We start from the raw sequence: 22572 nt of genomic DNA on the forward strand, positions 1-22572 counted from the left end.
CGATGGGGGAGAAGGTCGCCGCGGGCGAGACCGACCTGGCGGACCGGGAGCGTTACCGAAGAAAGCTTCACGAGTGTCTCGAGGCGTTACGGAGGCTCCTGGCGGAGAAGCGGTTCGACCGGCCCAGGAATCTCATGGGCCTGGAGATCGAACTCAATCTCGTCGGTGCCGACGGGCTGCCCCGCATGATGAACTCCCAAGTTCTCGAACGCATCGCCAGCGGTGATTTCCAGACCGAACTTGCCCAGTGCAATCTGGAAGTCAACATTCTTCCGCACCAATTGTCCGGACGCGTCCTGGACCAGCTCGCCGAAGAACTCCGCACCGGACTCGGCTACGCCGAACGGAAGGCCCGCGAGGTCGCCGCCAGAATCGTGATGATCGGCATTCTGCCGACCCTGCACGCCACCGATCTCACCGCCGCCAGCATCTCCGCGAACGACCGCTACGCGCTGCTCGACGAACAGATGCGAGCGGCCCGCGGCGAGGACTTCGCGCTCGACATCCAAGGCGTCGAGCATCTGGCCGCCCGGTCGCCGTCGATCGCTCCGGAGGCCGCCTGCACCTCCGTCCAGCTGCACCTCCAGGTGACCCCCGGCCGCTTCGCCGCCGTCTGGAACGCGGCCCAGGCCATCGCCGCGGTACAGATCGCGGTCGGGGCCAACTCGCCGTTCCTGTTCGGCCGTGAGCTGTGGCGGGAGTCGCGGCCACCGGTCTTCCAGCAGGCCACCGACACCCGCGCACCCGAGCTGCAGGCCCAGGGCGTACGCCCCCGTACCTGGTTCGGCGAACGGTGGATCGATTCGGCGTACGACCTCTTCGAGGAGAACCTGCGCTACTTCCCGCCGCTGCTGCCGCTGTGCGGCCCGCAGGAGCCGCTCCGGGTCCTCGACGAGGGCGGTGTGCCGGACCTGGCCGAACTGGCGCTGCACAACGGCACGGTCTACCGCTGGAACCGCCCCGTCTACGCGGTCGCCGACGGCGTCGCGCACCTCAGGGTCGAGAACCGGGTGCTGCCGGCCGGCCCCACCGTCACCGATGTCATCGCCAACACCGCCTTCTACTACGGCCTGGTACGGGCCCTGGCCGAAGAGCCGCGCCCCCTGTGGACACGGCTTCCGTTCACCGCCGCCGCCCGCAATTTCGACACCGCCTGCCGGCACGGCATCGACGCGACCTTGAGCTGGCCCCGGTCCGGCCGGAACAGCGGCGCGCTCACCGAGATCCCGGCCGTACGGCTGGTGCGTCGGGAACTCCTGCCGCTGGCCGCTCGCGGACTGGACGCATGGGGTGTGGAACCGGCCGACCGGGACCACTATCTGGCCATCATCGAGGAGCGCTGCCGCCGCCGGGTGAACGGTGCCTCGTGGCAGGCCACCGCGTTCCACCACGCGCGCAGCCAGGGCCTGGACCGGGACACCGCGCTCGCCGCGATGACCCGGCGCTACAGCGAGCTGATGCACACCGGGCGGCCGGTCCACACCTGGCCGGTCGCCTGGGCCGTCGGCCGGCGGTCGGCCGTACCGGGGCCGCGGGAGCAGGCGGCGGAGGGGGCGTAGCGGGCTTGGGGCGTATCTGACGGACCTCCGCGCCGCGCCTTCTCCCACGGAGATCCGTCAGAAGCGCCCTGGACCGGGCCCCTGTGCGCTGCGCCGCGGAGTCGTCGGGCAAGCTGTGTCGTCCCCGTGCGGTGGCGCTTCGCCGTCTGCCGGGGCATCGCTGTCGGGGTGGCGAGGGGGAGGGGAGCGGGCGCTCTGCGGACGGCGCCCGTCCCCGGCCTGTCGTGCGCGGTCTTCGTCGCTGTTGCCGGGACCCTGGCGGGGCGGTGGTGGCGAAGAGGCGGTAGCGCGGAACTGGAGGAAGTGTGCAGTCGGATACGAGTCCCCTGGCCGATCCGGACCTTCCGGGACGAGGCCCTGGAACCGGGGCGGGCCCGGGGACGGCGGGGAAGTCCTTCCGGAGCCTGGTGCGGAGCGAGACGCTGATCGTGCTGGCCCTGTCGGTAGGCGCCAGCGCGGTGTCGGCGCTGATCAGCTTCGTCGGGTCGGTGACCAGGCCCGGCGGCCTCAAGGACCAGGCGGCGACGCTCAACGCCTCCCATGCGCCCGGCCGGCCGTGGCTGGACCTCGCCTGGCAGCTGTTCGGGATCGCGACCGCGCTGGTGCCAGTGGCACTGGTGGCACATCTGCTGCTGCGCGAGGCGCCGGCCGGGCAGCGGGGGGCCGGACTCCCGACGATCGGTTTCGACCGGCGGCGTCCCGGCTTCGACCTGAGCCGTGGCGTGGGGCTCGCGGCGGTCATGGGCGGCAGCGGCCTGCTGCTCTATCTGGGCGCGCGGGCGGCCGGAGCCAATCTGACGGTCGTCCCCGAGGCGCTGCCCGAGGTGTGGTGGAAGATCCCGGTGCTGATCGCCTCCGCGGTGCAGAACGCCGTCCTGGAGGAGGTCATCGTCGTCGGGTATCTGCTGCGCAGACTGGGACAGTTGGGCTGGACGCCGACGGCGGCGCTCGCGGCCAGTTCGGTGCTGCGCGGTGTGTACCACCTCTACCAGGGCATCGGCGGCTTCTTCGGCAACATGGTGATGGGCGCGATCTTCGTTCTGCTGTATCGGCGGTGGGGCCGGGTCGGCCCGCTGGTCGCCGCCCACGCCGTCATCGACATCGTCGCGTTCGTCGGTTACGCCCTGCTGGCGGGGCGGGTGGGGTGGCTGCCCACGAGGTGAGGGTCGCAAGATTTCAGCTCGTGGCCAGCAGTTCGCCATCGATCACGGTGACCGCCGAGCCGGTCAGCAACGTACGGTCGCCGCGCAGTTCTGTCCGTACGAAGCCGGTACGGTCCGCGCCCTGCCGGCCGACGAGTGCGTCACGGCCCAGCCGCGGCGACCAGAAGGGGGCGAGCGCCGTGTGTGCGCTGCCCGTTACGGGGTCCTCGTCGATACCCACCGCCGGGAAGAAGCAGCGCGAGACGAAGTCGTAGCCGCCGTCGGGGTGCTCGGCGCGGGCTGTGGCGATCACGCCGCGGCCGCCGGGCCCGGCCAGCGCCTTGAGATCCGGGGACAGGGTGCGCACGGACCTCTCGTCGGCCAGCTCGACGAGTAGTTCGCCGACATGGGGGCCGGTGTCGTGCGCCGAGAGGATCTCGGTGTCCAGCGCGGCCGCGACGGCCGGCGGCACCTCCACGGGCGTCAGCGGCGCGGTCGGGAAGTCCATGGTGATCGCCCCGTCGTCGCCGACGGCTGTGATCAGCACCCCGCTGCGGGTGGCGAAGCGGACCGTTCCGGTGGCCGTCCCGGTGGTGTGCAGGACGTGCGCGGTGGCCAATGTGGCGTGCCCGCACATGTTCACCTCGGCGGACGGGGTGAGCCAGCGCAGCGCCCAGTCGGCGTCGCCGCCCTCGGGCAGGGGGTGCGCGAAGGCGGTCTCGGAGAGGTTGACCTCGGTGGCGACCTGCTGGAGCCAGGCCGTGTCGGGGAACGTGCCGGAGTCGAGGAGAACGACTCCCGCGGGGTTGCCGGCGAACGGACGCGCACTGAAGGCGTCGACGATGCGAATCCTCATGGCCGCGAGCGTAGAGGCGCCGCAACGCCGCAGGCCAAGGCCAATCCCGAGGAATTGGACACGGATGCTCGCGCGCCGGCCGCCTGCGGTGTCCCGTCTCAAACGATCTGGTCCCGGCCCGGACCTGTGACCTGGGGCGACCAGATCAGGTGCGACGCAGGCACGCCGAGGACCTCGGTTGATCCGGTCCTGGGCAGCTGGATGCCGGCCCTCATCTCAACCGATCTGGTTCGGTTCCCTGCTGAGGTGGAAGTCGTCCGGGCGGTCGCGACGGAGCTCCTCGTATCGCTGGGCGTAGACATCGACCGCCTCGTGAAGCGTGCAGCCGAGTGATTCACGGATCGCCTTGAGCGCGAGGATGGTCCGGTTCTCCAGAATGTCAAGGTCCACGTTCTCGGGCAGCTGCTCCATGGGTCCGTCACCCTACCTGTCCCACGGGGCTGCGCCGCACCCGAACCAGACCACCTGAGACCGCAAGCGAATCGGACCAGATGACGTGAGACGGGGACCAGATCGTCGGAGACGGGACATGCGGATTGCGGTCGAGGCCTTGCTCCGACGAACGGTCTCGATATATCGTTGAGACATCGCGAAAGGATCGCGATCAGTCAATGAGTGAGAGAAGGAGAGTGCCTCATGCGTTCACCAGGACAGGGACATGAGCATGGGCGTGAGCATCGGTACGAGCAGTGCGGGCCATGGCGTCAGGGCGGCCGGGGCGGCTTCGCGGGGGGCGGGGAGCGGCGGCGTTCGCCCTTCGGCCCGTTCGGCCCTCCGTTCGGAGGCCCGCCCTTCGGTGGCGGCCGGGGGCGCGGCGGGCCGCGCGGCCGGGCGCGCCGGGGTGATGTGCGTGCCTCGATACTGGCGCTGCTCAAGGACCGGCCGATGCACGGCTACGAGATGATCCAGGAGATCGCCGAGCGCAGTGGCGGGGCGTGGAAGCCGAGCCCCGGCTCGGTGTATCCGACGCTGCAGCTCCTGGAGGACGAGGGGCTCATCGCCAGTGCCAGCGAGGGCGGCAAGAAGCTGTTCTCGCTGACCGACGCCGGGCGCGCCGAGGCCGACAGCGGCGCGGATGCTCCTTGGGCGGACGCCGGCCGCGGATTCGACTGGGAGGCGATGAACGAAATCCGCAAGGCGGGCAGCGGTATGGTCGAGGCGTTCCACCAGGTGTGGGCCACCGGCACGCCCGAACAGCGGGAGAAGGCCATGGCGGTGGTCAACAGGGCCCGCAAGGAGCTCTATCTGATCCTCGCCGAAGAGGACTGAGGGGGACTGGGGAGGACTGAGGGGGCCCGGTCCTGTCGGGCCCGCCGCGACGATGTCTGATCTTCACCATTCCCGCACAGAGCCTCCACCCCGTCTCCTCCGTAAGGAGGAGATCCCCCGCACGCATCCCCAACCAGCGTCGGATGCGTAAATGCTTCGCGCCGGGGATGTTCCAGCGCTCACGGGCTGGTGGGGTGGAGGCTGTGCAAAACCGTACTGCCCACAGCGGTGCCGACGGCCCCGCCCAGGAGGAGACCGGCGCACAGCTCACCGTCGAGCTCGCGTCGGTGGTTTCCGCTGCGCGCAGGCGGGCGACCCGCGACGGTGACCGGCAGGTCGACACCGCCCATCTGCTGCACGGTCTCCTGGAATCGGACCCCGCGGTACGCGAGGTCTTCGATGGCGGGCCCCAGATCGCGCGGCTGCTGGGCTACCTCGTCCAGCGCAGCATCGGTTACGGACTCCAGTGGCACGGCACCGTCGAGGACTCCGGCGCCGTCCCGGTGGTCACCGAGGGCAGCGCCCCGGGATGGTCGCCGGCCGCGGCCGCGGCCATGGACGGGGCCTTGGACCACGCGCACGCCCGTTACGCCCGCCGCGCGGGCTGCCTCGATCTGCTCGCGGCGCTCGTGGATGACCCCGAATCCCGCGCCGTCGAGGTCCTGCGCCGGGCGTCCGTCGATATCCCCCGGCTCACCGCCCGGCTGGACGGGGAGCGCTCCGGACGGGACTGACCCGGGTGGCGGGGGCCGGGGCGGCGGGGGCGGCGCTGCCTGGAACGGCCGCGTTCGCCGCCAGACGGCGCTGTTGGTGGGCGCGGGCTGCCGCGTCACCGGGGCCGTTCCGTTCAGCGAGGCGTTCCGATATGCGGTGCTGGACGGTCTCGCCCCGTTTGCCCCCGTACTTGAACTTCGCGTGTACGTCCCGTACTTCGAGGCGCAGTCCGCGGATGCCGGACAGCAGCCGCCCGTACGGAGCCTGGCCCGCGGCCACCGGGGCCGAGCCGCCGTTCGGCTGGAAGTGGCTCATCTGCCGCCGCAGCAGGTCCGCCTTGGCCTCCGGATCGTCCACGACATGGGCGGTGCAGGTCAGTTGAACGGCGGCGTAGAAGCTGGTGGGCACGCCGTGCTCGGGCGGCTGGTCCTCGTTCGCCTGCCAGGGGCCGGGGATGAAGGTGTAGTCGTCCACCACGCTCAGCAGCACCGTCGGTGAGACGGCCAGCGCCTCCCAGAGGGGGTTGGGGCGGGCGAGATGGGTGACGGCCTCACCGCGGGCCGGGTCGTAGGCGAAGTGCAGCGGCTGCACCCTCGGCGGTTCTCCGGGCAGGCCGTTCGCGGCGAGCTGGCCGAAGTCGTGGGCCGCGAGCCAGTGTTGCCACTCGGTGTCGTCGGACGGGGCGTCCCAGGGGTGGATCAGCACGGTGGCTCCTCAGTGGACGGAGAGGTACGCGGGCTCGGGGGTGCCGGGCGCGAGGTCGTCGGACGGTATGGGGGCGCCGTACACCGGTGCCACGGGAAGGACGCCGCTCCAGTACGGCAGGGCGAGGTCCTCCGGCTCGTCGTTGGGCCCGCCGGTACGGATCTTGGCGGAGACCTCGCGCAGGTCGAGCCGGAGTACGGCGGTGGCGGCCAGTTCCTTGGCGTTGCCGGGGCGGGAGTCCGCGGCGCGTCCGGGCAGGACGTGATCGACGAGCGCGTCGAGAGCGGCCTTCTTCTCCTCCTGGTCGGTCACCTGATATGCCGTGCCGTGCACCACCACGCAGCGGTAGTTGACGGAGTGGTGGAACGCGGACCGGGCCAGGACGAGGCCGTCGACATGGGTGACCGTGACGCAGACCTCCAGGCCGGGGTCCGACGCGTCTCCGGCCATCCGCAGCGGGCGGGACCCGGTCGAGCCGTGCAGGTAGAGGCGGTCGCCGACACGGCCGTAGAGCGTCGGCAGGACGACCGGGGAACCGTCGCGGACGAAGCCCAGATGGCAGACGTAGGCCGTGTCGAGGATCGCGTGCACGGTTTCGTGGTCGTAGGCGGCGCGTTCGCGGGCGCGGGTGGGCGTGGTGCGGGCGGTCGCCGCGTACGACTCGGCTCGGGCAGCCATTGCGATCTCCATTGCACTAGTGCATAATTGGTTTTGTGCTAGGAGAGTATCGGATCGAAGGGCGGCGCGCATCGGAGATTGCCGCCAGTGTCGAGCGAGCCGTCGGTGCGGGCGAGCTCCAACCGGGCGAAGTCCTGCCCCCACTCCGGGAGTTGGCCGTCTATCTCGAGGTCAATCCCAATACGGTCGCGGCCGCGTACCGCACGCTCCGAGATCGGGGAGTGATCGAAACGGCGGGCCGGCGAGGCAGCCGCGTACGCTCCCGTCCGGCGAGCACCTCGCGCGAGGCGATGGCGGTGGACGTGCCGCCGGGTGTCCTGGATGCCTCCAGCGGCAACCCCGATGCGTCCCTGCTGCCCCCGCTCGAGCGGGCGCTGGCCGAGGCCGCGGCGCGCAGCGCGCGGCGGCCTGTGCTCTACGGCGCACCGGCCGTCGACGATGACCTGGCGGCTCTGGCCCGTTCGGCCTTCGCGGCCGACGGTGTCGCGGAAGGGCCGATCGCCGTCACCAGCGGTTCACTGGACGCGATAGAGCGCGTACTGGCCGCCCATCTGCGCCCCGGGGACACCGTGGCCGTGGAGGACCCGGGATGGGGCAGTCTGCTGGATCTCATTCCCGCGCTCGGACTGCGCCCGGCCCCGGTCGGCGTGGACGACGAGGGCCCGCTGGCCGAGCAGTTGGCCCGCGCGCTCCAGGACGGCGCCCGCGCCGTCGTCATCACCGACCGGGCGCAGAACCCGACCGGGGCCGCCGTCAGCCGCGCCCGCGCGGCACAGCTCCGTACGCTCCTGTCCGGCCACCCCGGCACCCTGCTCATCGAGGACGACCACGGCCATGGCATCGTCGACCTGCCGCTCCACCCCCTCTCCGGCGCCACCGACCACTGGGCCCTGGTCCGGTCGACCGCCAAGGCCTACGGCCCGGACCTGCGCCTCGCGGTGCTGACCGGCGACCCGGTGACCGTCGACCGGGTGCGGGGCCGGCAGCGCCTCGGCCCCGGCTGGATCAGCCATCTGCTTCAGGACACGGTCGCCCATCTGTGGCGTACCTCCGCGGTCGACCCGGAGAAGGTGGCCGGAGCGTACGGACGACGGCGCGACGCGCTGATACACGCACTGTCCGAGCGCGGAGTGCGGGCGCGGGGCCGCAGCGGGATGAACGTCTGGGTGCCGGTCCTGGACGAGACCGGCGCGGTGGCCCGGCTCCTGCACGCCGGCTGGGCGGTCGCCCCCGGTGCCCGCTTCCGCCTGAACTCCCCGCCCGGTATCCGCATCACCGTCTCCGGGCTCTCCGACGACGACATCGTTCCCATGGCCGACGCGGTCGCCGCGGCGACGGGAGTGGGGGAGGCCCGCCGGTACGAATGAGGACGGCGGCCGGCCGAATCTCTCGCCTGCTTCCCCACGGCTTGTCCGACGGGCCAGGCCAGAAGGGCCGTGCCAGGCGCCCCGGACCCGGCCCTGACCCATCGGACAAGCCCTAACCCCAGGTGAGCGGGTCGAGATGGAGGTAGAAGCGCAGCCGATCGTGGTCGAGGGTGATGCCGTATCTCTCGGCGAACGCCGCGTCCGCGGCCTGTGCCTGCTCCTCGTCCGGCCATGTCTCCCGGGCGTTGGTGAGCAGCAGTGCCAGGTCGGCGTAGCGGTCGGCCAGACCGAGGCGGCCCAGGTCGATGAAGCCCGACACGTCCAGGGTGCGTGGGTCGAGGACGATGTTGGGCAGGCACAGGTCGCCGTGGCAGACAACCGTGTCGGCGGCCTCCTGGTCCCGTCGTCGCGCGACCTGCGGGAGGAGGCGGGCCAGCAACTCCGTGGGCGGCGTGTGCTGCTGCTCGGCGGGGAGGAACTCCGGGTTCGTCGCGCCACGGGCCACGACGTCGCGTGCCCGGGCGACCATCCCGTCCACGTCCCGGCGGAACGGGCACTGCCGTACGGGCACTTCGTGCAGTCGGCGCACCGCGTCCGCGATGCGGTCCCAGTAGGCTCGCAGGTCCGCGGCGGACACCTGGTCGGCGGCCACGCCGACGACAGCGGCGGTTACCAGACAGGCGCCCGCATTGCCGGAGTGCCAGTCGAGGACACGTGGCCCGGGGACGCCCCGACCGCTCAGCCACGCGACCCGGTCGCGCTCGGCCTTGAGGCCGGCCGCGTCCGCGGCGGCCACGCACTTGGCATACCGGGTGCCGTCCGCGCTGCGGAAGACCGCGGCTTCCGACTCACCCGCGGTGACCGGCACCCAGTCGCCGCTGCCGCCACCCACCCCGAGCAGCACCGGTGACACCGTCCAAGGGCCGGGACAATCGCTCATGGCGGCCACTCCAGCCAGTCGGCCGGCCGTCCCGGCGCCCTGGCCCGGCACCCCGGCCCCGGCCTCACGATCACGCGCGGAGCTGCCGTTTCATGACCTTGCCCATGTCGTTGCGTGGCAGGGCGTCCAGGAAGTGCACCGTACGTGGGCGCTTATGGGGTGCGAGCTGCCGGGCGACATGGTCGGCGAGCTCCTCCCCGGACGGTGGCGGGCCGGCGTCCGGGCCGGTCTCCGGCACGACCCAGGCGACGATCCGCTCGCCGAGGTCCTCGTCCGGGACACCGGTCACCGCTGCCTCGGCGACTCCGGGGTGGGCCAGCAGCGCATTCTCGATCTCGCCCGCGCCGATCTTGTAACCCCCGCTCTTGATCAGATCCGTGGCCTTGCGGCCGACGATGCGGTAGTTCCCCGACGCGTCACGGATCGCCATATCGCCCGTGCGGAACCATGCGCCGTCGAAGGCCGCGGCGGTGGCATCGGGGCGGTTCAGATACTCGGCGAAGAGGTTCGGACCGCGGACCTGGATCTCGCCCACGGTCTCGCCGTCACTCGTCCCGATCGTCCGCCCCTCATCGTCGACCAGCCGGACCTGTACCCCCGGCAGCGGTACCCCGACCGTCCCCACGGCATCCGGGCCGTCCGCCCGCACGCTGGTGTTCATCAGCGTCTCCGTCATGCCGTACCGCTCGATCACCCGCCGTCCGCAGGCCGCGGTGATGCGTTCATGATCCGTCAGCGGCAGCGCGGCCGACCCGGAGACCAGCAACCGGGCCCCGCCCAGCGCCTTGGCCAGCGCCGGATCGTGGCCGGCCGCGGCGGCCAGCCGGTGGTACATCGTCGGTACGCCGAACAGCATCGTGCCGTCCGCCGACAGCTCCCGGGTGACCGCGTCGGTGCTGAAGCGGCCCAGGTGGTGCACGCTGCCGCCGCGTCGCAGCGGCCCGAGGACGCCGAGGATCAGACCGTGGACGTGGAACAGCGGGAGAGCGTGGACGAGGACGTCGTCGGCGGTCCAGTTCCAGGCGTCCTGGAGGGCGTCGAGGGTGTGGGTGAGGGCGCGGCGGGGGAGGACCACACCCTTGGGCGGGCCCGTGGTGCCGGAGGTGTAGACGATCAGGGCCGGTGTCTCGTCGCCCGGTTCGTACGGCAGCGGAGGCGGTTCGGTCCCCTCGGGCGGCCCGGCGGCCGTGACATCGATACGGGGCAGGTCCGCGAGGGAGCCCGGCAGCTCGGCCCCCGGCTCCGTCAGGACGACCGAGGGCGTGCTGTCCCCCACGATGTGGGCCAGCTCGCTCTCACCGATCTTCGGATTCACCGGTACGGCGGCCACTCCGGCGAGCAGCGCGGCCACCACCGCGACCGAGGTCTCCATCGTGGGCGTCGCCCAGACCGCGATCCGGGTCTCGCCGGCGATCCGTTCGGCCAGCGCACCGGCCACCGACGCCAACTGGCGGTAGCTCAGGGCGCGGTCGCCGAAACGCAGCGCGGGTGCGGTCGACGCGTCGCGCAGTGCGGGGAAGAGCACGGTCACCGGATCTCCTTGGTTCTCGTCGGCGCCCGGCCCGGCCGTACGGCCGGGCCGTCCCGCTCGTGCACCCTGCGCGGGCGGGAACGGGCTGACACCACGCGCGGGTGCGGAACAGGCTGACACCACTGTCGCAGAGACCACTGACAACGCGGTCGGAGCGTGGGACAACGCGGTCGGAGCGCGGGTTCGGAGCGCCGCTCCGCCCTGGTCGCTCACCCTGGAATATCTGGAACATGGGGAAACTCGGGCATCTTGCCGAAGTCCCATGAGACGACGGTCTCCGGTCTGAGCCGTAGCCAGGCGTGGCGCCCGTCGTGCGGCATCACGGTCGTCCCGAAGTACTTCCGCGCGAACATCCGCTCCGGGGCGTCCAGTCCGGCGTACTGCTCACCGGTGCGCGGCGCCTCGCCGACGCACTCCGCGCGGCCCGCCAGCTCGGCCCCGCGCAGCTCGCCGTACTCGTGCCCGTCGTCGACGACCACCGCTATCCGCGGGTCTTCGCGCAGCTGGGCCCACCGCTTGCTGCGGATGAGCGAATACAGCCACAGCGCCGCTCCGTCCCAGACGAACCACAGCGCCCCGACGTGGGGCGCGCCGTCGCCGCCGGCCGTCGCGACCCGGCAGGTGCGCTGTTCGGCGAGGAAGGTGTCCAGTTCGCCCCGGGTCATCATGATCCGGCGCCCGCGCCGCTGTGTGCCGGTCATCTCAGCGTCGGTCGTCTCCGCGTCGGTCATCTCCGCGTCGGCCCTCTCGGTCTCGGCCATCCGTCATCGCCTCCGGTCCTGACTGAGTGTCAGAAAGGATGCGGTCCCTTCCTGGTGGAACGCAATGCCCGCTACCCTCGCCCGCCTTGAGGACGACGTCACGGAGAGGGGCGCACACCATGGCACCGGACACCGCACGGCTCGGTGAGCAACTGGACCCCGCCTCGACGGTGCTGCTCACCGTCGAGTGCCAGCGCGGTGTGGTCGGCCCGGACAGCGCGTTGCCCGAACTGGCGGCGACGGCCCGCAGATCGGGGGCACTGGCGAACATCGCCCGCCTGGTGGCGGCCGCGCACGACGCCGGCGTCCAGGTGCTGCACGCGGTCGCCGAACGCCGTCCGGACGGCCGCGGCGCGAGCCGCAACGCCCGCCTGTTCAAGGCCGCCGAGCGGCTGCCCGTCCAGCAGGTCATCGGGTCCACCGCGGTACGCATCGCGGAGCCGATACCGGTGACCGAGGACGACCTGGTGGTGCGCCGGCTGCACGGCCTCTCGCCGGTCGCCGGCACCGGTGTGGACGCGCTGCTGCGCAACTTCGGGTGCCGGACACTGGTCGTCACCGGGGTGTCGGCGAACGTGGCGATCCCCAACGCGGTCTTCGACGCGGTCAACCTCGGTTACACGGCCGTGGTGCCCGCGGACGCCATCGCCGGGGTGCCGGCCGACTACACCCCGGCGATGGTCCGCCACACGCTGGCCCTGGTCGCCACCGTCACTTCCACCGATGACGTCCTGAACAGCTGGCGGCGCCCCCACCGCGGCCGTTGACCGCTGCCACCGACCAGCTACCGCTACCGCTGCCGCCGACCGTGGCCGCTGTCCGCTGCCGTGGGGCAGCTGATCCGCGCGTTCAGCCCCCGAGGGCCTTCAGCAGGAAGTCCCGCTGGAAGAAGAGAAGTTGTTCGTTGACGGTGGCATCGGCAGGTGAGTGGGTGGCGCCCGGGAGCGGCAGCACACTGTGCGGCTTGCCCGCGGCGAGCAGCTCCGCCGAGAACCGCAGGGTGTGCGCGGCCGCCACGTTGTCGTCCGCGAGCCCGTGGACGAGCAGCAGCGGGCGGCTCAGCAGATGGCCCTGGCCGGTCAGGGAGGAGCGCTCGTAGTTCTCCGGCCGCTCCTGAGGGTGGCCCAGATACCGCTCCTTCCAATGGGTGTCGTACAGCCGCTGGTCCGTGGGCGGGGCGCCGGCGACCGCCGCGTGGAAGACGTCGGGACGGTGCAGCACCGCGGCCGCCGCCAGGAACCCGCCGAACGACCAGCCACGGATCGCCACCCGCGTCAGGTCGAGGTCACCGAAGCGCGCCCCCGCCGCCCGGAGGCCGTCCACCTGGTCCTCCAGCGCCGGGGTGAGCTGGTCGCCGTACACGGCCTTCTCCCAGTCCGGGCCGCGCCCGGGCGTCCCGCGCCCGTCGACGACCAGTACCGCGAAGCCCTGCTCGGCGAACCACTGCGACACACAGGCGAACCAGCTGCGCGCCCGCCCCACCAGCTGCATGGCGGGCCCGCCGTACGGATCGAGCAGCACCGGCAGCTTCGCCGCGCCCTCCTGATGCCATGAGGGCAGGAAGAGGGCGCCGCGCAGCTTCCGTTCGCCGAGCGTGAGATGGACCGGTTGCGGGGTGACCGCCGGCTCCTCGGCGAGCGAGGCGATGACCCCGGAGGCCTGGTACGGCTCGCGCCCGGCCTCCGGTGCGTCCCGTACCAGGGACACCTCGGCCCCCCGAGGCGTCATCCCCTCCAGGACGACGGTGCCGCCCCGTCCCACGCCGGTGAACCTGCCGGGGCCCCGGCTCAGCCGGTGGACGCCGTGGCCGGGCTCATGGCGCCACACATGGGTCTCCAACGGGTCCTCGCTCGCCGTGAACAGCACCCGTTCGCCCTCGACCCCCAGGACCGCCCGCAGGTGCAGCCCCTCCGGGGTGACCCGCCGGCCGCCGACGGTCAGATACCGGGTGCCGTCGCCGTCCTCCGGGAGCACCAGCGCGCCGGACGCCGTACGAGCCGGGGTGCCGGGCACCAGCTCCACCCACGCCTCGTCGGTCTGCTCGTGCCGCACCTCGGTGGCCCCGGTCGCCGGATCGACCGCCAGCGTCCGCACCGTGCGCTGGTCCCGGCTCTGCACGGCGAGGAACGGACCGTGCGCGTCCCAGCCCGCGTCGACGAGGTACTCGTAGGCCCTGTGGTCCCATACCACCTCCACCCGTTCACCTTCCAGGGAGAGCAGGTGCACGGTGACCTCGGCATTGGGCGTACCGGCCGCCGGATACGCGAGGGTCCGCGGCGGCTTCGCCGGGTCGGCCGGATCGCTGAGGTAACGCCGTTCCACCGGGCCGGTGTCGACCCTGGCCACCAGGAGCCGGCGGCTGTCCGGCGCCCACCAGTAGCCGCGCGTCCGGTGCATCGACTCGGCCGCCACATATTCGGCCAGCCCGTAGGAGATCTCCGGCCCTTCCGCCCGCGCCAGCTGCCGGTCGCCGCCGGCCAGGTCGACGACATGGAGCGAACGGCGGCTCACGTAGGCGATGTGCCGGCCGTCGGGGGAGGGCCGGGGGTCGACCACCGGACCGGCCGCCGGCACGGAGAACGGTGTACCGCCCTCCGTACGCACCGCCCAGAGGGCCCCGGACAGCGCGAACGCCACCAGCCGGGCGGCCGCGTCGGCCGCGTACGACACCACCCCCACCGAGTGCTCGCGGGCCCGTTCCCGGCGCAGCCGTTCCTCCTCGGGGACCGCTTCGGCCGGGCCCGCTATCAGGAGCCCCGGATCGGCCAACAGCCGTTCCGTACCGTCCTCGTACTGCCAGAGCCGGCCTACGGGGTCGGTGCCCGAACCCGTACGGACGAAGAGCACACGGTGGCCGTCGGGGGAGAGGGCGAACTGCCGGGGGACTCCGAGGGAGAAGCGGCGGGTGCGAGCGAATTGCCGGGGAAAGTCAGTGGAGTTCATGGAATTCGTGGAATTCGTGGAGTTCATGGCGGTGTTGCTGTCCAAGGTGCTGTCCTCCAGCGGTGGTGCGCCTGGGCTCCGTGTCGGGAATGTGGCCAGAGGTTACGGGGTGTCGCCCGGATCCGCTGGTCAATAAGACGGCGGCCTGGTGACGCCGACAAGAAGGCGGGTCGGTGACGGTGCCGGAAAGGCGGGCGGGTGACGGTGACACAAGGCGGGCTGGTATCGGCGACCGCGTGGTGGTGGGGCGTTGACAGCGCCGTGCCGGGCTTCTAGCGTCAGCCCTGCTCAGGCTACTAAGCGGTTGCTCACCCACGGGTCCGCTGCGGCGGACCGCTTGTCGAGTCGCAGGTTCGCACGTTCGCCGGGTCGCCGAGCTGCCGAGCCGCCGAGTGCCGAGGTTTCGAAGATTTCGAAGGTGAGGAGAACCCGCATGTCCACCACCGAGCAGCGCGTCGCCATCGTGACGGGCGCGGCCCGCGGCATCGGCGCGGCCACCGCCGTACGTCTGGCCGCCGAGGGCCGTGCCGTCGCCGTACTCGACCTCGACGAGGCGGCCTGCAAGGGCACCGTCGAGAAGATCACCGCGGCCGGCGGCAAGGCCGTCGCGGTCGGCTGTGACGTCTCGGACGCCGAGCAGGTGGAGGCGGCCGTCGAGCGGGTCGTGAGCGAGCTGGGTGCGCCGACCGTCCTCGTCAACAACGCCGGTGTGCTCCGCGACAACCTGCTCTTCAAGATGAGCGAGAGCGACTGGGACACGGTCATGAACGTGCATCTGCGGGGTGCGTTCCTGATGTCCCGCGCCTGCCAGAAGCACATGGTCGACGCCGCGTTCGGCCGGATCGTCAACCTCTCCTCCAGCTCTGCGCTCGGCAACCGGGGCCAGGCCAACTACTCGGCCGCCAAGGCCGGTCTGCAGGGCTTCACCAAGACCCTCGCCATCGAGCTCGGCAAGTTCGGCGTCACCGCGAACGCCGTCGCTCCGGGCTTCATCGTCACCGACATGACCGCTGCCACCGCCGAGCGGGTCGGCATGGGCTTCGAGGAGTTCCAGGCCGCGGCCGCCACCCAGATCCCGGTGCAGCGCGTCGGCCGGCCGGAGGACATCGCCAACGCGATCGCCTTCTTCACGGGCGATGCGGCGGGATTCGTCTCCGGCCAGGTCATGTACGTCGCCGGCGGCCCGCTCAGCTGACCGCCCCCACCGAACCCAGGAGGACGAGACATGACCGAGCGGGACAGCGGGCTCCCCGCGCTCTCCGGCAAGGTGGCGCTGGTCACCGGAGCCAGCCGCGGCATCGGCTACGGCATCGCCCAGGCCCTGGTCGCCCGCGGCGACCGGGTCGTCATCACCGGCCGTAACGAGGACACCCTCAAGGAGGCCGTCGAGAAGCTGGGCGCGGACCGGGTGGTCGGCGTCCCCGGAAAGGCGCACGACGAGGCGCACCAGGCCGCCGCCGTCGAGCGTGCGGTGGCGGCCTTCGGGCGGATCGACTACCTCGTCAACAACGCCGGTACGAACCCGGTGTTCGGCCCGATCGCCGACCTGGACCTCAATGCCGTGCGCAAGGTCTTCGAGATCAACGTCGTCTCGGCGCTCGGCTTCGCGCAGCGCACCTGGCACGCCTGGCAGAAGGACAACGGCGGCGCGATCGTCAACATCGCCTCGATCGCCGGCCTCAGCGCCTCGCCCTTCATCGGCGCGTACGGGATGAGCAAGGCCGCGATGGTGAACCTGACGCTCCAGCTCGCGCACGAGTTCGCGCCGGTGGTGCGGGTCAACACCATCGCGCCCGCGGTGATCAAGACCAAGTTCGCGGCCGCGCTCTACGAGAACCGCGAGGAGGAGGCGGCGGCCGGCTACCCGATGGCGCGGCTGGGCGTGCCGGAGGACATCGGAGGGGCCGCGGCCTTCCTGCTCTCCGAGGCCTCGGGCTGGATCACCGGGCAGACGCTCGTCGTCGACGGCGGCCTGTTCCTCAACGCCGGGGTCTGAGGGGCCGGGGTCTGAGGGCCGGGGGCTGCGGCGCTGCGGTCTGAGGCGCTGCGGTTCGAGGCGCGCGGGGGGGGGAGAGAGAGAGCCGCAGCGGCGGGGGCCCGCCCCCCTCCGGCACGTCGCGAGGCCCCTCCCGGCGTCCCCACGGCCCGTGGTCGGCGTTGTCAGTGGTCGCCGGTAGGTTTTGTGAGGGAGAACGCAACGCACACCGGAGGATGCTGACGTGGTGACCGACATGCTGCCCGAGTCCTGGCGCCGGGTACTCGCCGAGGAGCTGGAGAAGCCCTATTTCAAGGAGCTCACCGACTTCGTCGAGCAGGAGCGGGCCCAGGGCCCGGTCTACCCGCCCCGTGAGCAGGTCTTCGCGGCGCTGGAGGCGACGCCGTACGACCAGGTGAAGGTGCTCATCCTCGGCCAGGACCCCTACCACGGCGCGGGGCAGGGGCACGGCCTGTGCTTCTCGGTGCGGCCCGGTGTGAAGACGCCGCCGTCGCTGCGGAACATCTACAAGGAGATGCTGGAGGAGCTGGGCCACCCGGTTCCGGACAACGGCTATCTGATGCCCTGGGCCCAGCAGGGTGTGCTGCTGCTGAACGCCGTCCTGACGGTCCGCGAGGCCGAGCCCAACTCGCACAAGGGCAAGGGGTGGGAGAAGGTGACGGACGCGGTGATCCGCGCCGTGGCCTCCCGGCCCGATCCGGCGGTCTTCGTCCTCTGGGGAAACTACGCCAAGAAGAAGCTGCCGCTGATCGACCAGGAGCGGCATGCCGTGGTGCAGGGCGCGCACCCCTCCCCGCTGTCGGCGAAGAAGTTCTTCGGCTCCCGCCCCTTCACCCAGATCAACGAGGCGGTCGCCGCCCAGGGCCACGCCCCGATCGACTGGCGCATCCCCGACCTGGGCTGAGCCACCGGCCCCACCCGGCGGCCCAGGGCACCGGACCTGTCCCGGGCCGCCGCGCGGCCGGTACCACCCGGCGCGTCGCGTACACCGCGCGAAGGTCTTCCACGGCGGTTAGCGTCGAGGAAACGGCACGGACGGTGGCCAGCGAATACGGGGAGTGCGCGGTGACGGACAAGCTGCGGGAGGCGACGCCGGAGAACTGTGTGCTGACCCGGATCGGCCAAGCGATCATGCTGCACCGTGCCGGAGACCGGGAAGAGGCACGTAACCGTCTGTCGGAGCTGTGGCACGAGATCGGGCCTCAGGGCGACGCCTTCCACCGCTGCGCCCTCGCCCATTACATGGCCGACACCCAGGACGATCCGCGGGACGAGCTCGACTGGGACCTCAGGGCCCTGGAGGCGGCCGAGCACTTTGTCACCGAGCGGCCCGACGGCTGCGGAACCGGCCCGAGGCAGCCGGGCGTCGCCGGAGGCCCCGACCTCGACCCCGACCCCGGCCCCGGACCCCGCCACCCCCTCGTCGCACTCCGGGCCTTCTTCCCCTCGCTGCACCTCAACATCGCCGCCGACTACGCCGCCCTCGACCGGCCGGCGGACGCACACGCCCAGCTCCGGCGGGCCCGGGCATCGGTCAGTGCGCTCGCGGACGGCGAATACCGCCAGAGCCTCCGGGACGCGATCGACCAGCTCCAGCTGCGGATCGACGGTGCGGCAGGCCAGATGCCGTGAGAACCGCCGGGCAGCGCGGTATCGAGCAGATCGTGCCGGCGTTCCTCTCGTGCCGGCGTTCCCCTCGTGCCGGCGTTCCTCGACGACGTACGGGCCGGCCGGCGGCCGTCCGCCCAGGACGCGCCGCGCACCCATGAGCGGTGCGAACGCGTGGTCACCGACGCGATGACCGCGATGACACAGGCCGCTCGCCGAGTCCGCCGCCGAGTCCACCGTCTCCCGCGGGCCGCCGGCCGAGCGCGCGGACACCGGCGTACGCGCCGGAGAGCACCAGCGCGCCCACCGCCCCGTAGACCGCCCAGTCACCGAACCGGGTATACGGGCTGGTGCCCGCGGCGAGCGGCAGGTCGTAGACGGCGACGGCGCTGCGGTCGGTGCCGAGCCGTTCACCCAGCCGTTCGCCCCGGGGCCCGTACACGGCACTGACGCCGGTGAGCGTGGCGTGCACCATCGGACGCCAGGTCTCCGCGGCCCGCAGCGCCCCCAGGGAGGCGTGCTGCGCGGGCGCCCAGCTTTCCTGGAACGTCGAGGTCGACGACTGGGCGACCACCACCTGCGCACCGCGGCGCGCCAGATGGCGGCTCATATCGGGGAAGGCGCTCTCGAAGCACACCAGCGGGCCGATGCGCAGTCCGCCCGCGGCGGCGACCGGCATCACCACCGGGTGGGGGCCGCGTATGCGGTCGGTCGTGGCCGCTTTGCCCACCTTCGTGGCCCAGCCCAGTACGGACCGCAGCGGTATGTACTCGCCGAAGGGGACCAGCCGCATCTTGGCGTAGCGGTCACCGGTCGGCCCGGCCGGACCGATCAGCTCGGCGCTCTTGTAGATGCCCGGTCCGCCGCCCCGCGCCGCGTCGGCGTTGACCAGCAGCATGGCTCCCGTCCGCCGGGACAGCGCGGCCAGCCGGGCGGCGAGGGCCGGATGGTCGGCCGGGTCCCGGTAGAGGCTGCTCTCGCCCCAGACGACCAGCCGGACTCCACGGCCCGCGACCGACCGGGTCAGTTCCTCGCTGCGGGCGAGCCGCTCCGTCGGGGTGCCGGTGAGGCCCGGCTGGACGACCGCGATCCGCACCGTACCGGCGGGGCGGGGGACCGGCGCCCAGAACCACACCACGGTGGCGGCCAGTGCGCACACCAGCAGCCCGGCGACGGCGGGCAGCCGCGCCGGCGGGCAGGCGATCAGCTCGGCCAGCGCGGTGTTCACCGCCACGATCAGCAGGCTGACCAGCCACACCCCGCCGACCGAGGCCAGCCGCAGCGCGGGCGGAACCTGCCACTGGCTCGCGCCCAGCAGCCCCCACGGCCCGCCCAAGTACTCCCAGGAACGGACCAGTTCGACCATCAGCCAGCCCGACGGGACCAGCACCAGCGCGGCGGCGCACCTCCCGGCGGACGGCGCGCCGCCCAGCAGCGCCCGCACCAGCAGCCCCCAGGGTGCCCACAGCGCACCCAGCAGCAGGGCGAGCACCAGGATGAACACATGGAGGTTCGGCAGGAGCCAGTGGTGCACGGCGAGTATGAACCCGGTGCCGCCGAGCCAGCCGTCCAGCGCCGCCCGCCGGTACGTCGGTGCCGACCGGACCAGCAGCAGCCAGGGCACCAGGGCGAGGAACGCCAGCCACCACCACGACGGAGCGGGGAAGGCGAGGGCCGGCACCGCCCCGGCGAGCACCCCGGCGGCGCCGCGTCCCCAGGGGGAGGCGAGCCATCGCGCCCGGGGAACGGGCGAGCTGTCCATAGGGCCTCCCAGGGCCTCCCCGGGGCCGGTTCCGGCCGGCCGGACGATCAGTGGTCGATCAGTGGACGGTCAGTCTGCGCGGCGGGACCGGCTGGGGGAAGAGGGCGTGGCCGGACGGCCGGAACGGGCCGTCGGCCGGGACGGTCGTCAGCCGCCCAGGACGGCGGTCAGCCGCCCGGGGACCGTACCTGCCGCCACTTCTCGTGCACCACGACCCTGGTCAGCCGCCAGCCCTCCCAGGTACGGCGGGCGGTGAACTCGTAGCGGCCCGCGCAGGTGTAGTTGGGGGCGGTGGGGCCGCCCGCGGCATCGTCCTCGGAGCCGGCGAGCCGCATCGGATTGAGGTAGTCGGCCTGGACCGTCGCGGTATCGCCGGGTGCGCCGCCGTCCCGCCGGGACAGGGTGATCCGGCGGTTGACGATCAAGTGCTGCCGGATCGAGAAGTGCCGCAGCATCTCGGCGAGCCAGGTCGCGATCTCCTCGATACTGCCTTCGATACCGCCTGCGGAGCGGTAGTCGGCCCGGCCGTCCGGGGCGAACAGGGCCCGGTAGCCCGGCCAGTCGCCGTCGTCCACGGCGATGGCGTAGCCCGTGATCAGATCGTCGATGGCGAGGCGGTCCATGACCATGGCGTGTTCCGCGCGCTGCGTCATCTCTTCAGTCTTCGGCATGCGGGAGGCCCCCGCCAAGGCGCGGGGGCCTGTTTGGTGCGGTCGCGTTGTGCGACGGTGAGGTGCCGGGCCTGTTCGGTCCGGTCGCGGTCAGTTCACCAGCGCCGGCGCCGGACCGGAATCCGGTACGGCCCCGGCCCCGGCCCCGACCCCGACCTCCGGTACCGCCCCGGTCTCAGGTACGGCCCCGGACTCCCGCCGGTTCTCCGAGTCCGTGAACTGCGTCCGGTACAGCTCCGCGTACCGCCCGTCGGCCGCCAGAAGCGTCTCGTGCGTCCCCCGCTCGACGATCCGTCCGTCCTCGACGACCAGGATCAGATCCGCGGCCCGTACGGTCGACAGCCGGTGCGCGATGACCAGGGCCGTACGGCCTTCCAGGGCCTCGGTGAGCGCCTCCTGCACCGCCGCCTCGGAGGTGTTGTCCAGGTGGGCGGTGGCCTCGTCCAGGATCACCACCCGGGGGTGGGCGAGCAGCAGCCGGGCGATGGTCAGCCGCTGCCGCTCTCCGCCCGAGAGGCGGTAGCCGCGCTCGCCGACCACGGTGTCCAGGCCGTCCGGCAGCCCGGTGATCAGCCCGTCCAGGCGGGCCCGGCGCAGGGCGGCCCAGAGCTCCTCCTCGGTCGCCTCCGGGTTGGCCAGCAGCAGGTTCTCGCGGATCGAGTCGTGGAAGAGGTGCCCGTCCTGGGTGACCATGCCGAGGGCGTCGCGCAGGGAGGCGGCGGTCAGCTCGCGGACGTCGACGCCCGAGAGCCGTACGGCCCCCGCGTCGGCGTCGTACAGCCGCGGCAGCAGCTGCGCGACGGTCGACTTGCCCGCGCCCGACGAGCCGACCAGGGCGACCATCTGGCCGGGTTCGGCGCGGAAGGAGATGCCGTGCAGTACCTCCTCGCCGCCACGCGTGTCGAGGGTGGCGACCTCCTCCAGGGAGGCCAGTGAGACCTTGTCGGCGGACGGGTAGCCGAAGCGTACGGAGTCGAACTCCACCGACACCGGGCCGTCGGGCACCGCGCGGGCGTCCGGCTTCTCGGTGATCAGCGGTTCGAGGTCGAGCACCTCGAAGACCCGCTCGAAGCTGACCAGTGCGCTCATCACCTCGATGTGCGCCCCGGACAGCGCGGTCAGCGGTGCGTAGAGCCGGGTGAGCAGCAGGGCGAGGGAGACGATCGCGCCGGCTTCCAGCTGCCCGCGCAGGGCGAGGAAGCCGCCCAGGCCGTAGACCACGGCCAGCGCCAGCGCGGAGACCAGGGTGAGCGCGGTGACGAAGTACGTCTGGACCATCGCCGAGCGGACCCCGATGTCCCGCACCCGGCGGGCCCGGGCGGCGAACTCCGCGGATTCGCGGGACGGGCGGCCCATCAGCTTGACGAGGGTGGCGCCGGGTGCGGAGAACCGCTCGGTCATCTGGGTGCCCATGGCCGCGTTGTGGTCGGCGCCCTCCCGGCGGAGCTGCGCCAGCCGCCGTCCGACCCGGCGGGCCGGCAGGACGAAGACCGGCAGCAGCACCAGCGCGATCAGCGTGACCTGCCAGGACAGGGTGAGCATCACTCCGAGCGTGAGCAGCAGCGTGACGATGTTGCTGACGACCCCGGACAGGGTGTCGCTGAACGCCCGCTGGGCGCCGATGACATCGTTGTTCAGCCGGCTGACCAGCGCTCCGGTGCGGGTGCGGGTGAAGAACGCGATCGGCATCCGCTGGACGTGGTCGTAGACGGTCCTCCGCAGATCCAGGATCAGCCCTTCCCCGATGCTCGCCGACAGCCACCGGGTCAGCAGCCCCAGCCCGGCCTCCGCGACCGCGATCACCGCGATCAGCCCGGACAGCCCGACGACGAGCGCGCCCGAGCCGCCGCCCACGATCGCGTCCACCACCCGCCCGGCGAGCAGCGGGGTCGCCACGGCGAGCATCGCCGTGACCGTGCTCAGGAGGAGGAACCACACCAGATGCCGTCGGTGCGGCCGGGCGAATGCCATGATCCGGCGCAGCGTGGCGCGGGAGAAGCGCCGCCGGTCCTGCTCCGCCCTCATCGTGCTGTGCAGCGAATGCCAGGCGGTGACTTCCATGTCCATGGT

At 72.3% G+C, this 22572-nt stretch carries 21 protein-coding genes; 10 read left to right on the forward strand and 11 right to left on the reverse strand.

The window, feature by feature from the left end; all coding sequences use genetic code 11:
- Nucleotides 1-2 precede the first annotated feature (2 nt).
- Nucleotides 3-1559 (forward strand): glutamate-cysteine ligase family protein, encoded by a 1557-nt coding sequence (locus ACFY12_RS33735; RefSeq protein ID WP_390719787.1) that lies wholly within the window; start codon nt 3-5, stop codon nt 1557-1559.
- Between the two features lie 305 nt (nt 1560-1864).
- On the forward strand, nt 1865-2722 hold the full coding sequence (locus tag ACFY12_RS33740) for a CPBP family intramembrane glutamic endopeptidase (protein ID WP_390719788.1): 858 nt from the start codon (nt 1865-1867) through the stop codon (nt 2720-2722).
- Between the two features lie 13 nt (nt 2723-2735).
- Here ACFY12_RS33740 and ACFY12_RS33745 read toward each other — a convergent pair whose 3' ends face one another.
- Nucleotides 2736-3557, reverse strand: a complete 822-nt coding sequence (locus ACFY12_RS33745) for a PhzF family phenazine biosynthesis protein (protein WP_390719789.1) — start codon at nt 3555-3557, stop codon at nt 2736-2738.
- Nucleotides 3558-3773: 216 nt separating this feature from the next.
- Nucleotides 3774-3968 carry a hypothetical protein gene (locus ACFY12_RS33750; RefSeq protein WP_390719790.1) on the reverse strand — a complete coding sequence of 65 codons (195 nt, stop codon included), beginning with the start codon at nt 3966-3968 and terminating at the stop codon, nt 3774-3776.
- A 225-nt stretch (nt 3969-4193) separates the two neighbouring features.
- Here ACFY12_RS33750 and ACFY12_RS33755 point away from each other — a divergent pair, with 225 nt between their 5' ends.
- Together ACFY12_RS33755 and ACFY12_RS33760 are read left to right on the forward strand one after the other, a co-directional pair.
- Complete coding sequence (locus tag ACFY12_RS33755) at nt 4194-4826, forward strand: PadR family transcriptional regulator (RefSeq protein ID WP_390719791.1); 633 nt, start codon at nt 4194-4196, stop codon at nt 4824-4826.
- Nucleotides 4827-5029: 203 nt separating this feature from the next.
- Nucleotides 5030-5560 (forward strand): Clp protease N-terminal domain-containing protein, encoded by a 531-nt coding sequence (locus ACFY12_RS33760; protein ID WP_390719792.1) that lies wholly within the window; start codon nt 5030-5032, stop codon nt 5558-5560.
- Here the strand turns inward: ACFY12_RS33760 and ACFY12_RS33765 are convergent.
- Together ACFY12_RS33765 and ACFY12_RS33770 are read right to left on the reverse strand one after the other, a co-directional pair.
- Nucleotides 5520-6245 (reverse strand): FMN-binding negative transcriptional regulator, encoded by a 726-nt coding sequence (locus tag ACFY12_RS33765; protein ID WP_390719793.1) that lies wholly within the window; start codon nt 6243-6245, stop codon nt 5520-5522. The two genes, ACFY12_RS33760 and ACFY12_RS33765, sit on opposite strands and share 41 nt — an antisense overlap.
- A gap of 9 nt (nt 6246-6254) precedes the next feature.
- Nucleotides 6255-6923, reverse strand: a complete 669-nt coding sequence (locus tag ACFY12_RS33770; RefSeq protein ID WP_390719794.1) for a pyridoxamine 5'-phosphate oxidase family protein — start codon at nt 6921-6923, stop codon at nt 6255-6257.
- 35 nt (nt 6924-6958) lie between these two features.
- Here ACFY12_RS33770 and ACFY12_RS33775 point away from each other — a divergent pair, with 35 nt between their 5' ends.
- The gene (locus ACFY12_RS33775) at nt 6959-8290 is read left to right on the forward strand and encodes an aminotransferase class I/II-fold pyridoxal phosphate-dependent enzyme (RefSeq protein WP_390719795.1); all 1332 of its coding nucleotides are present in this window, start codon (nt 6959-6961) and stop codon (nt 8288-8290) included.
- A gap of 112 nt (nt 8291-8402) precedes the next feature.
- Here ACFY12_RS33775 and ACFY12_RS33780 read toward each other — a convergent pair whose 3' ends face one another.
- The 3 genes from ACFY12_RS33780 to ACFY12_RS33790 form a co-directional block, all read right to left on the reverse strand.
- A complete protein-coding gene (locus tag ACFY12_RS33780; protein ID WP_390719796.1) occupies nt 8403-9230 on the reverse strand; it encodes an APH(3'') family aminoglycoside O-phosphotransferase in 828 nt (275 codons plus the stop codon).
- A 70-nt stretch (nt 9231-9300) separates the two neighbouring features.
- Nucleotides 9301-10761, reverse strand: a complete 1461-nt coding sequence (locus tag ACFY12_RS33785; protein WP_390719797.1) for an acyl-CoA synthetase — start codon at nt 10759-10761, stop codon at nt 9301-9303.
- A gap of 209 nt (nt 10762-10970) precedes the next feature.
- Complete coding sequence (locus tag ACFY12_RS33790) at nt 10971-11462, reverse strand: pyridoxamine 5'-phosphate oxidase family protein (protein WP_390719840.1); 492 nt, start codon at nt 11460-11462, stop codon at nt 10971-10973.
- Between the two features lie 179 nt (nt 11463-11641).
- On the opposite strand from ACFY12_RS33790, the gene ACFY12_RS33795 reads away from it, so the two are divergent.
- A complete protein-coding gene (locus ACFY12_RS33795; RefSeq protein WP_390719798.1) occupies nt 11642-12289 on the forward strand; it encodes a cysteine hydrolase in 648 nt (215 codons plus the stop codon).
- Nucleotides 12290-12371: 82 nt separating this feature from the next.
- On the opposite strand, the gene ACFY12_RS33800 is transcribed toward ACFY12_RS33795, so the two are convergent.
- Complete coding sequence (locus ACFY12_RS33800; protein ID WP_390719799.1) at nt 12372-14465, reverse strand: prolyl oligopeptidase family serine peptidase; 2094 nt, start codon at nt 14463-14465, stop codon at nt 12372-12374.
- Nucleotides 14466-14898: 433 nt separating this feature from the next.
- On the opposite strand from ACFY12_RS33800, the gene fabG reads away from it, so the two are divergent.
- The 4 genes from fabG to ACFY12_RS33820 all read left to right on the forward strand — a co-directional run bounded on the left by fabG (nt 14899) and on the right by ACFY12_RS33820 (nt 18093).
- Entirely contained in the window at nt 14899-15660 is a 762-nt protein-coding gene (fabG, locus tag ACFY12_RS33805) for a 3-oxoacyl-ACP reductase FabG (protein WP_390719800.1), read from the forward strand.
- Nucleotides 15661-15690: 30 nt separating this feature from the next.
- On the forward strand, nt 15691-16461 hold the full coding sequence (locus ACFY12_RS33810; RefSeq protein ID WP_390719801.1) for an SDR family oxidoreductase: 771 nt from the start codon (nt 15691-15693) through the stop codon (nt 16459-16461).
- Nucleotides 16462-16696: 235 nt separating this feature from the next.
- Complete coding sequence (locus ACFY12_RS33815) at nt 16697-17365, forward strand: uracil-DNA glycosylase (protein ID WP_390719841.1); 669 nt, start codon at nt 16697-16699, stop codon at nt 17363-17365.
- Nucleotides 17366-17592: 227 nt separating this feature from the next.
- Nucleotides 17593-18093 carry a hypothetical protein gene (locus tag ACFY12_RS33820; protein ID WP_390719842.1) on the forward strand — a complete coding sequence of 167 codons (501 nt, stop codon included), beginning with the start codon at nt 17593-17595 and terminating at the stop codon, nt 18091-18093.
- Between the two features lie 154 nt (nt 18094-18247).
- On the opposite strand, the gene lnt is transcribed toward ACFY12_RS33820, so the two are convergent.
- From lnt to ACFY12_RS33835, 3 genes are all read right to left on the reverse strand, one after another.
- Complete coding sequence (gene lnt / locus ACFY12_RS33825; protein ID WP_390719802.1) at nt 18248-19831, reverse strand: apolipoprotein N-acyltransferase; 1584 nt, start codon at nt 19829-19831, stop codon at nt 18248-18250.
- A gap of 167 nt (nt 19832-19998) precedes the next feature.
- Nucleotides 19999-20484, reverse strand: coding sequence for a nuclear transport factor 2 family protein (locus ACFY12_RS33830; protein ID WP_390719843.1), 486 nt, complete (start codon nt 20482-20484; stop codon nt 19999-20001).
- Between the two features lie 108 nt (nt 20485-20592).
- Nucleotides 20593-22569: an ABC transporter ATP-binding protein gene (locus ACFY12_RS33835; RefSeq protein WP_390719803.1), complete on the reverse strand. Its 1977-nt coding sequence runs from the start codon at nt 22567-22569 to the stop codon at nt 20593-20595.
- Nucleotides 22570-22572 lie beyond the last annotated feature (3 nt).

Origin of the sequence: Streptomyces sp. NPDC001339 (genome assembly GCF_042895955.1) — a bacterium.
Lineage (GTDB): Bacteria > Actinomycetota > Actinomycetes > Streptomycetales > Streptomycetaceae > Streptomyces.